This window comes from Diaminobutyricimonas sp. LJ205, assembly GCF_009755725.1.
Classification (GTDB): domain Bacteria; phylum Actinomycetota; class Actinomycetes; order Actinomycetales; family Microbacteriaceae; genus Ruicaihuangia.
This window is the reverse complement of record NZ_CP046619.1, coordinates 2,824,801-2,838,408: the sequence shown is the minus strand read 5'-3', so window position 1 is coordinate 2,838,408 and position 13,608 is coordinate 2,824,801. Positions and strand designations below refer to the sequence as shown.

General features: G+C 64.7%; 14 protein-coding genes. 10 read left to right on the top strand and 4 right to left on the bottom strand.

Annotation, left to right across the window (positions count from 1 at the left end; all coding sequences use genetic code 11):
• Positions 1-69: 69 nt before the first annotated feature.
• Genes GO591_RS13845 through GO591_RS13830 form a run of 4 tightly spaced genes read right to left on the bottom strand, consistent with a single transcriptional unit; the run spans position 70 to position 4,505 of the window.
• Positions 70-1,719: a cytochrome b/b6 domain-containing protein gene (locus GO591_RS13845; RefSeq protein WP_157157358.1), complete on the bottom strand. Its 1,650-nt coding sequence runs from the start codon at positions 1,717-1,719 to the stop codon at positions 70-72.
• Between the two features lie 7 nt (positions 1,720-1,726).
• Entirely contained in the window at positions 1,727-2,710 is a 984-nt protein-coding gene (locus tag GO591_RS13840; RefSeq protein ID WP_157157357.1) for an electron transfer flavoprotein subunit alpha/FixB family protein, read from the bottom strand.
• A 14-nt stretch (positions 2,711-2,724) separates the two neighbouring features.
• Complete coding sequence (locus tag GO591_RS13835; protein ID WP_157157356.1) at positions 2,725-3,501, bottom strand: electron transfer flavoprotein subunit beta/FixA family protein; 777 nt, start codon at positions 3,499-3,501, stop codon at positions 2,725-2,727.
• A gap of 8 nt (positions 3,502-3,509) precedes the next feature.
• Positions 3,510-4,505, bottom strand: coding sequence for an NAD(P)H-dependent flavin oxidoreductase (locus tag GO591_RS13830; protein WP_232466186.1), 996 nt, complete (start codon positions 4,503-4,505; stop codon positions 3,510-3,512).
• A 155-nt stretch (positions 4,506-4,660) separates the two neighbouring features.
• Between GO591_RS13830 and GO591_RS13825 the strand changes: the two genes are divergently transcribed.
• The 10 genes from GO591_RS13825 to GO591_RS13780 are packed head-to-tail and all read left to right on the top strand — an operon-like array spanning position 4,661 to position 13,608.
• Positions 4,661-5,593, top strand: coding sequence for a cyclase family protein (locus GO591_RS13825; RefSeq protein WP_157157945.1), 933 nt, complete (start codon positions 4,661-4,663; stop codon positions 5,591-5,593).
• Positions 5,594-5,627: 34 nt separating this feature from the next.
• Entirely contained in the window at positions 5,628-6,851 is a 1,224-nt protein-coding gene (locus GO591_RS13820; protein ID WP_157157354.1) for an ABC transporter substrate-binding protein, read from the top strand.
• Positions 6,852-6,859: 8 nt separating this feature from the next.
• Positions 6,860-7,735, top strand: coding sequence for a branched-chain amino acid ABC transporter permease (locus GO591_RS13815; protein ID WP_232466416.1), 876 nt, complete (start codon positions 6,860-6,862; stop codon positions 7,733-7,735).
• Positions 7,735-8,757 carry a branched-chain amino acid ABC transporter permease gene (locus GO591_RS13810; protein ID WP_157157352.1) on the top strand — a complete coding sequence of 341 codons (1,023 nt, stop codon included), beginning with the start codon at positions 7,735-7,737 and terminating at the stop codon, positions 8,755-8,757. Before GO591_RS13815 ends, GO591_RS13810 begins: the two co-directional genes overlap by 1 nt.
• On the top strand, positions 8,754-9,512 hold the full coding sequence (locus GO591_RS13805; protein WP_157157351.1) for an ABC transporter ATP-binding protein: 759 nt from the start codon (positions 8,754-8,756) through the stop codon (positions 9,510-9,512). Before GO591_RS13810 ends, GO591_RS13805 begins: the two co-directional genes overlap by 4 nt.
• Positions 9,509-10,222 (top strand): ABC transporter ATP-binding protein, encoded by a 714-nt coding sequence (locus GO591_RS13800; RefSeq protein ID WP_157157350.1) that lies wholly within the window; start codon positions 9,509-9,511, stop codon positions 10,220-10,222. The genes GO591_RS13805 and GO591_RS13800 overlap by 4 nt, the downstream gene beginning before the upstream one ends.
• Complete coding sequence (locus tag GO591_RS13795) at positions 10,222-10,869, top strand: TetR/AcrR family transcriptional regulator (RefSeq protein ID WP_157157349.1); 648 nt, start codon at positions 10,222-10,224, stop codon at positions 10,867-10,869. Before GO591_RS13800 ends, GO591_RS13795 begins: the two co-directional genes overlap by 1 nt.
• Entirely contained in the window at positions 10,866-11,990 is a 1,125-nt protein-coding gene (locus GO591_RS13790) for an acyl-CoA dehydrogenase family protein (protein WP_157157348.1), read from the top strand. The genes GO591_RS13795 and GO591_RS13790 overlap by 4 nt, the downstream gene beginning before the upstream one ends.
• 5 nt (positions 11,991-11,995) lie before the next feature.
• Entirely contained in the window at positions 11,996-12,829 is an 834-nt protein-coding gene (locus GO591_RS13785) for an acyl-CoA dehydrogenase family protein (RefSeq protein ID WP_157157347.1), read from the top strand.
• The gene (locus tag GO591_RS13780; RefSeq protein ID WP_157157346.1) at positions 12,826-13,608 is read left to right on the top strand and encodes an enoyl-CoA hydratase/isomerase family protein; all 783 of its coding nucleotides are present in this window, start codon (positions 12,826-12,828) and stop codon (positions 13,606-13,608) included. Before GO591_RS13785 ends, GO591_RS13780 begins: the two co-directional genes overlap by 4 nt.

Below are 13,608 nucleotides of genomic sequence, written 5' to 3'. Positions count from 1 at the left end.
CAACTTGGTCGATCTGTGCGCCAGATTCTGAAGGGTCGAATCTTCGGATTCGAGGTAAGCGTCACCTTGCTAGCGCGCGCTGACTTTGCCGGACAGTCGGGCGATCGGTGCGAGCAGAATCGGCCGGGCCGCGATCCAGCCGCCCACAATGATGAGCAGTGAGACGAAGAAGATCCAGAATCCCGCCCAGTTCATGACGTCGGTGCCGCCGTACATGTGGTTCAGGTTCCGCAACGCCCCGGTCGCGAACACGAGCGCGACGTGCACGATGATGAACGCCACGAAGTACAGCATCACCGGGAAGTGGATCGCCCGCGCCAGCTCGACGGGGTAGATCCGGTTGAGCGTCTTCGCGTTCTTCGGCCACATCCCCGACATCCGCACGCCGGTGATCGCCGCGACCGGCGCAGCGATGAACACGGTGAGGAAGTACATGATCTGTTGCAGACTGTTGTAGTTGACCCAACCGTTCTCGGTCGGCCAGTTCAGCGACAGGTACTGCAGCGCGGCGGAGAAGGCGTTGGGGAAGACCTCCCAGCTGGTCGGCACGATCCGCATCCAGTGTCCGGTGATAAAGAGCATCACCACGAAGATCACCCCGTTCAGCAGCCACAGGACATCCAGCGACTGGTGGAACCAGAGCGCCAGGCTGATCTTGCCCCTGCCGTTCTTCGACCAGCGTGGCGTCCAGAACGCGGTTGGTCGTTTCTCGGTGCGCACCTGCAGTCCGGAGCGGATGATCAACACCATCAGGAACACGTTAAAGAAGTGCTGCCACTGCACCCATACCGGGAATCCGGGGGTCGCACCATCAGGCAGGTGGTACTCGCCCGGATAAGTGGTAAGGAAATCCTGCATGACTGGCAGGTTCCGGAACCAGGCTGCGGAGACCACCGCGACCATCGCCGCGAACAGCAGCGCGAAGCCGCCGATGAGGGCGAGACCCAGCAACTGCCCACCAGTGAAGGCGCCAAACCGTCCGGGCTCCCGGGCAGGCGCGGTCGCCGGACGCGGGCGGACTGGCGCCGACGGACGAGTCGGCGCGGCGGAACGAGTCGGGGACGGAGCGGGGACGGATGCCGCCGCGGCTGGGGTGACCTCGACCCGTGCGGTCGGTGCGGGTGCGACCTCATCCGGTGCCACCAATGCCCCGGATTTCGCGACAACGCGGGCGGGCACGAACCCGGCAAGTGGCCACGGGTTGCCGCCCTTGACGCGCGGCAGGCCGCGACGGAGCGGATGATCGGATGCCCCGGCGGTCGGAGTCGTCGCGGCGGCCGTAGCCTGCTCGGCGGCGGCAGCCTGTGTTGCCACGTTCCGAGTCGAAGTGGCAGCAGCAGCCGGCGCCGCAGCGACGACGGACGCGGCTGCGGCGGGCATGCCCGCTGCGCCCGATGGGGGCCACGGTTCGCCGCCGGCAACTCGCGGCAGGCCGCGACGGATGGGCCACAGGCCTCCGGCCGGAGCGGCGGTCGCTGCCTGCTGCGCCACAGTCGGCGCCGCGGCCGGCTTCATCTTGGTGAGGCCGGTCGGCATTTCTGCGGTCAGGGTCGCCGCGGGCATCGCGGCATCCGCCGACATGTCCACAGCGTGTTCGGCTACGACCGAGTCCGCGTTGACCGCGGCATCCGCGTCCGGTGCGTCGCCGGCCGGTGGCCAGGGGGCACCGCCGTGCCACCGCGGGAGACCTTGCCGGATCGACCGTACATAGGTTGCCATGTTGGATCTATGCCTTCTTCGAATCGAGGGCAGCGATCAGCTGCGGCACGACGGTGAAAAGGTCGCCGACGACACCGAAGTCTGCGATCTCGAAGATCGGGGCATCCGCATCCTTGTTGATCGCGACGATCGTCTTCGAGGTCTGCATGCCGGCCCGGTGCTGGATCGCCCCGGAGATGCCCAGCGCGACATACAGCTGCGGCGCCACCGACACCCCGGTCTGGCCGACCTGGTGCGACTGCGGGATGTAACCGGCGTCGACCGCCGCACGGGACGCGCCGACGGCCGCGCCGAGGGCGTCGGCGAGCTGCTCCACCAGCACGAATTTATCCTCCGAGCCCAGGCCTCGCCCGCCGGCGACAACCTTCGCCGCGCCGCGCAGCTCGGGACGGCTGGAGGCCTCGACGACCGAGTCAAAGGACAGAATGGATGCCGCGGGCTTGCCCGATGCGGTCACCGACAGGGTGTCGACGGTAGGGGTGCGCGCCTCGGCGCGGGCATCGATCGAGCCCTGACGGATAGTGATCACCGGGGCACCCCAAGTCACCGCGGAGTCGACGTTGTAGGCACCGCCGTACACCGAGTGGTGAGCCACGATCCCCTCGGCATCCCGGGACACGCCGATCGCGTCGACGGCAAGGCCAGACCGGGTGCGAGCGGCGAACCGACCCGCGACATCCCGCCCCGCGATCGAGTTCGAGATCAGCACCGCATCTGGACGCACCGCATCCACGGCCGCGACGAGAGCATCAACCACCGGCACGGTCAAGCTTGCCGGATCTGCGTTCTCAGCGACGACCACGTTCGCGGCACCCAGAGCGCCAGCGGCGTCGGCTGCGGCATCCCCCGCACCTGGCGCGGTCACCACCAGCGCCACCGGGGTGCCGACCTGAGCGGCCGCGCCCAGAAGGCCCGCCGCGTTGCCCGCGAGCCCGCCGGACGGCGTCAGCTCGACCAGGACGAGAATGGAATCTGCTGCGTAATCGGTCATGGTTAGTTAGTTCCTCACACGAGTCGGTTCTGCAGGAGGAAATCGGCGAGCTGCTCGCCCGCGTCCCCCTCGTCGACAATCTTCACGCCAGCGTCGCGGGCCGGCTTCTCCGCGATCGCGATCATGATCGACCGTGCGGCCTCCGAACCATCCGTATCGATCGAAAGATCGGCCAGAGACAGCGTCTCGAACGGCTTCTTTTTCGCCGCCATGATCCCCTTGAAGTTCGGGAACCGCGCATCCGGCAGCGCCTCCGTGATCGACACCACGGCCGGGAGCGGTGCGCTCACCTGCATCGTGCCGCCGTCCGTTGAGCGAACCCCGGTCACGGTGTCTGCGGCGATCTCGATCGAGGTCAGCGAAGTGGCGTGAGGCACCCCGAGCAATTCGGCGACCATCGCCGGGAGAACGCCGCCCGTGCCGTCGGTGGACAGGTTCCCGGCGATCACCAGATCGAACCCGGTGCGCTGGATTGCGGCGGCGAGTACCTCGGCGGTGAGCCCGAGGTCCGCGCCTGAGAGTGCCTCGTCGGAAATTTGCACAGCGGATGCCGCGCCCATCGCGAGCCCCTTGCGCAAGGTCGCTGCGGCGGTTTCAGGAGCCATCGACAGCACCACTACCTCGGTGTCGGCGTTCTTATCCGCAAACGAGAGCGCGACCTCGAGCGAGCGCTCCCCGATCTCATCGAGCACGACATCCCCGGCGGCGCGATCGGCGAGCCCCGTCTCCAGGTCGAGCTTGCGATCCCCGTACGTGTCGGGAACCTCTTTCACCAGCACGATAATCTTCATTTCTTCTCCTAGTCCGAATCTGCGCGTGCGCCTTGGGCGGACTTCTGTACGAGCGCACCGGCAATGGCGTCTTCGGCGTCCTGTACCAAGCGGTCAATGAGTTCCACACAGCTGGGGATGTCGTCAATGAGCGTCTGCGAGAGTCCGGCCCACCAGATGCCCGCCTCAAGGTCGCCGGTGTCGTAGACCGTGCGCCCGCGCCGCCCAGCGACGAGCTCGCGTACGTCGGCGAACTCTCCACCCGCCCCGAGGATTGACACGACCTCATCGGAGACACTGTTCTTCGAAACCCGCGCGGTGTTGCGCAACTGGCGGAAGATGAGGTTCGTCTGCAATTCGTCTCGGGCCACGAGCGCCTCCTTCACCTTCTGGTGAATCGGTGCCTCGACCGTGGCCATGAATCGGGTGGCCATCAGCACGCCCTCGGCGCCGAGCGCCAGGGATGCGGCCAGTCCTGCGCCGTTGCCGATGCCTCCAGCGGCGAGCAGCGGAACGTTGATCTCGCGAGCCGCCGCAGCGAGCAGCACGAAGAGAGGCACGTCGAGCTCGCCAGGATGCCCCGCGGCCTCGAAGCCGATCATTGCGATAGCGTCCGCCCCCGCCCGTTCTGCCTTTAGGGCGTGCTTCACGCTGGTGGCCTTGTGTACCACCTTGACACCGGCCGCATGGTAGGTGTCCACGAACAGCGCCGGATTCGAACCTGAAGTCTCGACTACTGGGACCCCCAGCTCAAGAATCACTGCCTGATACTCCTCGTAGGGAGGCGGGTTGATTGACGGCAGTGTCGTGAGGTTGACCGCGAATGGCTTGTCGGTGAGATCCTGGCAGAGCCTAATCTGCTCTGCCAAAGCATCCGGTGTTGGAAAGGTCAACGCTGTGATGGTGCCGAGTCCGCCGGCGTTTGAAATCGCTGCGGCGAGTTCTGCATTGCCGATCCACTGCATGCCGCCCTGCATGATTGGCGCTTCTACGCCGAAAAGTGAAGTGAAGCGTGTAGTCAACACTGCGGTGGTCTCCTTTGGCCAGACAAGTGAGTGTTCGACTTCGTATCGACCGCTCACCATTCAGATGTCATCAGACTGACGAGCGTTCGTCAGGCAACTTCTCCTCCCAGTATTGACTGACGAGCGTTCGTCAGTCAATACTGTCTCTCGTGAACATGCACGAAGGCGTTCCCGCCTATGACGAATTGCCTCGCATCGAGAAGTTGGCGATGGCGCACTCTTGGGCGTACTTCGGCCCCGGTGACCAATTCGGCACACTGAATTTCCTCACTCCCCGGGTGGTCGCCGCTGCCGCTGGTTCGGTGTCGACGGGTGAAGTGATTCCGTTGAGCCTTCCGGTGCACCAGCCGGATCCGCCTCTCTTCGGCCGCGCGCCGATGCGGCACTCGCAGTTCGACGCTGACCGCAACACCAAAGACGACACGGTCGACAACTATTTCCCTCAGGGCTCGAGCCAGTGGGATGGTTTCTATCACGTGCGTGCTCGTGAGTTCGGCTTCTTCGGGGGAGTGGAGGCGGCCGAAGATGGGATCGAGGCCAACCTCGGCATTGAGGTGTGGGCCGAACGAGGCATCGTCGGGCGCGGAGTGCTCGTCGACGTCGAGGCACACCTGATTGCGACCGGGAATCGTGGCATCCCGGTCGACGAGGAGTACACGATCTCGGCGGGCCTTCTTCGCGAGGTGGTCGAGGCACAGGAGTCTCAAATCGAGCAAGGCGACATCTTGGTGATCCGTACTGGATGGCCGGCGAAGTACGCGGCGCGTCCCGACAATGCCGATGCGGTGACCGCCATCCCTGGTCTCCATGCCGGGGAAGACACAGCCCGATTGCTGTGGAACTGGCACGTGGCCGCGGTCGTAACCGACCTGCCGGCCGTGGAACCCGTCCCGGGAGACCCGTCGGTCGGTTCGCTGCACCGACGGCTCCTGCCCTTGCTCGGCATTCCCCTCGCCGAGCTGTTCGATCTCGAGCGATTGTCCGAAGCGTGCGCCCGTGCGGGCCGATTCGATTTCCTCTTCACGGCCGCCCCGCTCAACCTGCGCGGAGCAGCTGGTTCCCCGGGGAACGCCCTGGCGATTCTCTGACAGCACGACCCCTCACCTAGCGAAGGAAAATTCAATGAAGAATCTCGCAAGACGAACGGTCGCCATCGCGGCCGTCCTCGGAACTATCGGAGTGCTCGCAGCCTGTTCGGCAACACCAGGCGACGCAGGCAATGAGCCGATCAAAATCGGAGTTGTGGGACCGCAGTCTGGACCGCTCGCCGAGATCGGCGAGAACCAGGTAGCGGGCGCCCGGGTGGCGGTCGACCAGATCAACGCTGCTGGCGGCATTCTGGGCCGCCAGGTGGAGTTGTCCGACGAGGATGAGCAGACCACGCCGGAGACCGCGACCGCAGCCGTCCGAAACCTTTCGAACTCGGGCGTCAACCTAGTTGTCGGAATGCTATCTAGCGCGGGCTGTCTTGCGCTCGCCCCTCAGCTCGCGAGCATGAACGTCGTACTGGTCGACACCGGATGCACCAACGACGGACTCACTGGCCAGAACGGCGAAGAAGCCCCCTTCCCGAACCTCTTCCGCACATCGAACAGCGACTCTGCGCTCATTGGACCGTTGGCGCAGACAATCGCGGAGAAGTTCCCTGAGGCCACCGACTACTCGGCCTTCGGCTACGACTACGTGACCGGCACGACCCAGTGGGCCCTGTACCAGGACGAGATCAAGGACGCCAAGGTCGACCTCGACATTGTGAGCGAGACCTTCGTCCCGATCGGCGAGCAGAACTTCGGACTCCAGGTGCAGCAGCTGGTGAACGGAGCCACCGACCCGTCGAAGAGCGCGCTTTACCTCGGCACCTTCAGCTCGGGCACCGGAAGCTTCCTCCAGCAGGCCGCGTCCTACGACCTGTCATCGAAGTTCGCGGTGATCGTCAACCCCGGCGGCTACTACCCGATCGCCCGCACGCTCAACGGGCTAGCGCCGAACGTGTGGAACGCGTACGACTACAACTACGCCGCATTCGACAACGACGAGAACGCAGCGTTCGTCGAGGATTACAAGGCGCTCACCGGCAAGCTGCCCGTCGACTGGAGCTACGACGCCTACGTGGGCGTACTCGCGATGAAGGCCGCCATTGAGAAGGCGGGATCCACCGACACCGCTGCGGTTGTGAAGGCGCTGGCCGGCCTGAGCTTCGACACCCCCGGTGGCGAACTCACGATCGACGCCAAGTCTCACCAGGGAAACCCGCCGGTGGTCATCACCAACACGGTTGGCGACGCCTCCGCCGAGGAGAGCGTCAAAGTGCTTGAGACCGTCGTGGTTCCGCGAGACGAGGACTGATCTTGACTGTGATCTCGACGCTTATCAGTGGAGTGGCGTACGGAGTGCCGCTCTTCCTCGTGGCGAGCGGCCTGACGCTGATCTATGGAGTCATCGGGGTGCTCAACTTCGCGCACGGCTCGTTCTTCGTGATCGGAGCGCTGTTGGCCACCACGATCATCGGCTCCAGCCTGCCCACGGTGGTGACCTTCATCATCGCGGTGCTCGCCGGCGCAGCAGCTGTGGCTGCGCTGGGCATCGTCACGGAAAGCACGGTCGTTCGTCGGCTCTACCGTCGAGATCACATCACGATGTTGCTCGCCACCTTCGCGATCCTCCTCATCGTGGAGGGAGCGGCCGAAATGATCTGGGGCAACTCGCCCCGTTCGATCAGCAAGCCGGAGATCGTCTCCGGCAGCGTGCGGCTCCTTGGTGCGACCATCCCGGTGTATGACATCCTGCTGGTCGTCATCGGGGCGCTGGTCGCCGTCGGACTGTTCGTTCTGATCAACAAGAGCTCCTTCGGCCGCTCCGTGCGGGCCGTCGCGCAGGACGCGGCGATGGGTGAAGCCGTGGGCCTGAACACCAAGCGCATCATGCTGCTGGTGTTCGGCCTCGGCTCCGCCCTCGCCGGACTCGCCGGCGCCCTCATCGCACCGAACGTCTCGGTGTCGCCAAGTCTCGGACATGCCTTCATGCTTCAGAGCTTCGCAATCGTCATCATCGGCGGCCTCGGATCGGTAACGGGTTCGCTCGTGGCAGCGCTGCTGGTCGGCGTGGCAGAGGCCTTCGCGGTGGCGTACGCACCGTACCTGACCGGTTTCACTTTCTACATCCTGGTGGCCGTCGTTCTGCTCGTGAGACCTCGCGGCCTGCTCGGCAGCGCAAAGCTAGGGAGGGCCTGATGAGCACACCCGTCCGCCCGGCGTCGCGTCGTATCACCGCCGGCCCATCGATCCTCCAAGGGGTCCCGGCCACGCGTTTCGATCTGCGTCCGGTCTACGAGCCGCTGATCTTCCTGGCGCTGACCTCGGTGGCCTACTTCGTAATGCCGGCCAACATGCAGTACATCCTCAGCGTCGCGGTGATCTACGCGCTGCTGGCCACCAGTCTCGGCGTGCTCTTCGGTTGGACGGGCACGTACACGTTCGGTCATGCGGCCTTCTTCGGGATGGGCGCATACACGACCGCTCTCCTCAAGGATCAGGCGTGGGGTCCGCTGGCGTTTCTCGGAGTTTCGGCGGTTGTGGCCGCCGTTGGGTCGATCCTGATCGGTCTCATCGGCCAGCGGCTCGCCAAGGTCGAGTTCGCGATGCTGACGATGATCGTCGGGCAGATCGCCTATCTACTCACCTTCCGGGTGCCGGTGCTGCAGGGCGACAACGGCATTTACGGCATTCCGCGCGGCGAGATCTTCGGCGTCGACCTCACCCTGCCGACCTCGTTCTGGTGGTACTCGATCATCGTCATCGCAGTGGTCATGGGCATCCTTCGCCGCATCCACCTCTCATCGTTCGGTGAGAGCCTCAATGCGGTGCGCGACGACCCGGTCAAGGCGGCGGCCATCGGCATCCCGGTGAAGTCACTTCGGTTGGCAGCATTCACGCTCGCGGGAATGATCGCGGGACTCGCTGGCGGGCTCTTCGCCCAGCAGGGGTCGATCGTCACGCCGACCACACTGTCGTTCACCTTCAGCGGCCAGATCATCATCATGGCGCTGCTCGGCGGCATGATGCGCTTCTGGGGGCCGGCGGTCGGCGCGATCCTCTTCCAATTCATCAACGCACTAGTGTTCGGCAACTCCCCGAACGGCACGCTGGTGCTCGGCGCCATCCTGCTCGCCGTCGTGCTGCTCTTCCCGAGCGGTGTGCTCGGAGTGTTGTCGAAAGTGCGGGATCTCGCCGCGAACGCAAGGAGAAGGCGATGACTGCGATCGAACTGCACAACGTCTACAAGAACTACGGCGGCCCGCCGGTGGTCCAGGATGTCTCGCTTGCCGTCCAGGAAGGGCAGACGGTCGCCATCATCGGGCCGAACGGCGCGGGCAAGACAACCCTCTTCGGAGTCATGGCGGGGGAGCACCGCGCCACCAAGGGTGCGCTCTCGGTGTTCGGAAAGGACGTGACCCGGGCGGGCGCGAGTCGGTTGGCCCACATGGGCGTCGCTCGCACCTTCCAGGTGGCGCGCTACTTTCTTGAGAAGACCGTGGAACAGAACGTCGTGATCGCGCGAGATGCCCACAGGAGTCGGTACCGCAATCCGGTGTCGGCTACGCCGCGACCGGAACAGAGCGTGACAGCAGCACTCGAGGCGGCAGGGCTCGCGGAGCGCCGCCACCAGTCCTCGAGCACGCTTTCTCACGGAGACCGCAAGAGTCTCGAGATCGCCATGGCGCTCGCACAGGATCCCGCGGTGTTACTGCTGGACGAGCCGACTGCGGGGATGGGTGCGGAGGACATCCCGCACACCATCCGCCTGCTCAAGGGTCTTCGAGAATCGCGGCCCAACCTGACTGTTGTGATCACCGCGCACGACATGGAGGTGGTCTTCGCCCTCGCGGACCGCGTGGTGCTGATGGCCAACGGCCGGATCGCGCTCGAAGGCGCGCCCGAGGCGGTGCGGGACGACCCGATGACCCGCGAGATCTATCTCGGCAACTCCTACGAGGCAGGTGTGGCATGACCGAACTCGCTGTGACCTCGCTGTCGGCCTCCTACGGACTCGCTATCGCCCTGACCGACGTGTCGATCTCGCTCCGCAAGGGCGAAACGGTGGGACTTCTCGGTCGCAATGGCGCCGGTAAGACAACCCTCCTGAAATCGATCATCAACAACCCCGAGCTCAGCTCGACGGGTGATGTCATGGTCGGCGGCAGGTCGCTCCGTAAAGTGCCCACCTATAAGGTCGCGCGGCTCGGGGTGGCGTGGGTGCCCGACAATCGGCGTATCTTCACCGCCCTCACCGTTGCGGAGAATCTCGACATCGCGAAGTCGAAGGAAGCGCCGAAGGATCAGCTCGAGCGCGTTCTCGCGAGCGTGCCGCTCGTCGGGAAGCTCATGAAGCGTCGCGGTTTCGAGTTGAGCGGGGGCGAGCAGCAGGCAGTCACCATCGCCCGTGCTTTGATGAGCGCGCCCGACTTCCTGTTGCTCGATGAACCCACCGAGGGACTCGCGCCGCTCATAGTTGAGCAGCTTCAGTCGGCAATCTCCCAACTGCCCACGCTCTTTGATGTCGGAGTGCTCGTCACCGAACAGAATTTCCGCTTCGTGACGGAGCTCGCCGACCGAGTCCACATCTTGGAAGCTGGTCGAGCGGTCTGGGCGGGCACACCCGACGAACTCATTTCTCGCCCCGAGCTCATCAACAGACACCTGTCAGTAGGGGAGAAGTAATGCTGATCGAGAAGAACGACACTGAAGCCCGAATCTTTGAAGCCGCTCGCGTGCTCTTCAACCAGTGGGGCTACACGGGGATGACCCTTCGCCAGATCGCCAAGGCCGTGGGGATCGAGGTGCAGAGCCTCTATAACTACATCTCGTCGAAGCAGGCGCTGGTCGAGAGCATGGTGCGAAATGGCACGGGCGAACTGCACGCCTCGGTGCTCGCCGCGCTCGAGGTGGCGGGGCCCGCGCCGAGCGCCCGCTTGGCGGCCGGGGTAAAAGCCCATGTCATTCACTACCTGAGCTCGTCGAACGTCGTCGTGTTTTTCCGCGACAGCCTCGTGCACTTCGACGGCGATGTCCGGGACTCGCTGCTCGTGATGCTCAAGGCCTACGAGCAGGTGTTCAAAGACATCATCCAGGAGGGGATCGATCGGGGTGAATTCCGCGAGGTCGACGTCACCCCGACGACGTACGCGATCCTCGGCATGAGCGACTCTGTCATCAACTGGTGGCGGCCAGGTGGCCGTCTTGACGCGGACGCGGTGGGTGGTCTCTTCGGCGACCTTGCAGTGCAGATGGTGGCGCGACCACCAGACGACGACGGAGCGCTGACCTCGACTCACACACGATCAACAAGGAGCACTGATCCCGCATGAGCATCACCCGATTCGACGAACCCGCCGCGGCAGAGTTCAGAGCCGATGTGGCCACCTGGGTGCGCGACGCGCTCCCGAAGAAATGGCAGACCAGCCGCGCCTCGCTCACTCCGGATGAGGTCCAGCAAGCGCAACGGGAGTGGGACGCGGCACTCCACACAGCGGGATACGCCGGGCTGTCCTGGCCATCGGAATATGGCGGCCGTGGTTTCGGCCCGATCGAAGAGCTGATCTATTACGAGGAGTCGTCGCGGGCAAACGCCCCGGACGGATTCGGACGGATCGGACGCGTTCTGGCGGGGCCGACGATCATCGCAGCGGGCACCGAAGCGCAGAAGGCGAAGTACTTGCCGCGCATCCTCGACGCATCCGAGATCTGGTGCCAGGGATTCTCAGAGCCCGGCGCGGGTTCCGACCTCGCCTCGGTCACCACAACGGCCAAGAAGGTCGACGGCGGTTACCTGGTCAATGGGCAGAAGATTTGGACGAGCTTCGCGCAGTACTCGAAGCGCTGCCTCATGCTCGTTAAGACTTCCAGTGACCTGCCGCGGCATCACAATCTAAGCTTCCTGCTGCTCGACATGGAGCAGGAGGGTGTCGACGTGCGGCCGATTCGTCAGATCAACGGCGAGGAGGAGTTCAGCGAGGTGTTCTTCACCGACGTTTTCGTCGCAGATGAGGATCTCGTGGGCGAGGAGCACGAGGGCTGGCGCGTTGCTATGACGGTGCTGAGCAACGAGCGCGGCACCACGGAGGCGGCCACCCGTCTTGTCGAGGCCACCGCGCAGATCGACCTGCTCAACCGCTGCTGCGCCAGCAATAGCAGGCTCGACGCTGCCCGGCTCGACGACCGCCGCGAACTGCTGCGCTGGCACATCCTCCGCTCCACCGAGGAGAAGGCAGCCGAGCTTGACTGGTTCCAGGCCGGCTCGATCCTCAAAGTGCAGTGGAGCGAATTGATTCAGGACTCGACGCGGCTGGGCCTGGACAGCGGATGCTCCGTCCACCGTGACTACTGGCGCCACCACTATCTGGCGTCCAAGGCGATGTCGATCTATTCGGGGACGAACGAGATCCAGCGCAACATCATCACCGACCGCGTCCTGAGAGTAGCGAGGTAACCGCCATGTCCACAGTCGTCGAAGAAGTCGGCACCCTGGTAGCCGAGAACGTGCACGAGATCCTGGAGAGCGCAGCCGGGTCTCCAGCTGCCCCGAACGCGAAAATCTGGTCGGTTCTGGCCGAAGGTGGATGGGGAACGATCTCCGCGGATCCAGAGAACGGAATGGAGTTGCGCGACATCCTCGAGGTCGCCCGGATCTCGGGACGTTTCCCGTACTCCACTCCGATCGTCTCGACCCTTCTCGCCGGACGTTGGTTCGAGCTCGACGAGGAGCAGCTGGCGGCTGGTGTGGTCCCTGCCCTGCGTCGCGGAACGGAAATCGTCGCCCCCTACTATTCCGAGGGCGTGATGGTGGTCGATGGGTCCGGTGCCCCGGTCGAAGCCGCACCGCTGTCGGTGGAGTCCTTCTCCCTGCTCACCCCCGTGGCGCTGCTGTCCGGTGCGACGGCTGAGATCCACGGATCCCAGCTCGTCGAAGCGCGTGCGGCGTATGTCGCGGTCGCCGTGGGCTGCGCCGATGCCGTGATCGAGCAGTCCGTCGCCTGGGCGCAGACTCGGGAGCAGTTCGGCCAGCCGATCAAGGGCTTTCAAGCAGTGAGGCACCACCTCGCAGATGCGCACATCGCGCGGGAACAGGCTTGGACGGCGGCAATCGCTGCTGCCCACGAACCGGAGCGATCGGCTCGCTGGGCGCGGCAGGGCTTCTCCCTCGTCCGCACCGCAATCGAACTGGGAATCCAAGTGCACGGCGGCGTCGGCTTCACCTGGGAGGTGGGAATTCAGCACTTCCTCAACCAGGTGATTGAACTCGATTCGATCCTCGGGGAGACTCAGTGACCGCGCTTGACCTCGATCGGCCCGCGTCGGGCGTGCTCCGGATGCGGCTCAACGGCGCTGATACTCTCAACGCGTTGGACGATGGCGTCAAAGCCGCTCTGGTTGAGGCACTCCGAGCGGTCGCCCTTGACCACGAGACGCGAGTGGTGTTGCTCACCGGAACTGGGCGCGCCTTCTGCGCTGGCGGAGACGTGCGCGGCATGGGTACCCGGACCCCGTCCGAGACGAACGCCGTGCTCACCTTCGGGCGCCAGATCACGGAGGGAATCGCGAATCTGCAGAAACCCGTGGTTGCAGCCGTCAATGGAATCGCCTCAGGGGCAGGATTCAACCTGGCTCTGGTGTCGGACATCGTGCTGGCCGCGCCCACGGCATGGTTCCAGCAGTCATTCGTCCGCATCGGCCTGATGCCGGACATGGGCGGCACCTACTTGCTGAGCCAGGCCATTGGACTGCACCGCGCGAAAGAAGCCCTTCTCAGCGGGCATCGTTTCACCGCCGAGGAAGGCAAGGAGCTCGGCTTCGTCGCACAGATTGTCGATGGCGATTTCGACGCCGGCGCGGTCTCTTACTGCGCGGCGCTGGCGCGGAAGGCGCCCCTCGCGCTCGGGCTCACGAAGCTGCTCGCGAACCGGGCAGTGGAGGGTTCGCTCGCCGACGCTCTTGACCGGGAATCCATGGCGCAGGGGGTTCTTGCCGCAACCGCTGACCACAAGGCGGCGGTGTCGACCTTCCTAGCCAAGGGCGACCTCGATTTGATCACTTTCAAAGGAGAATGA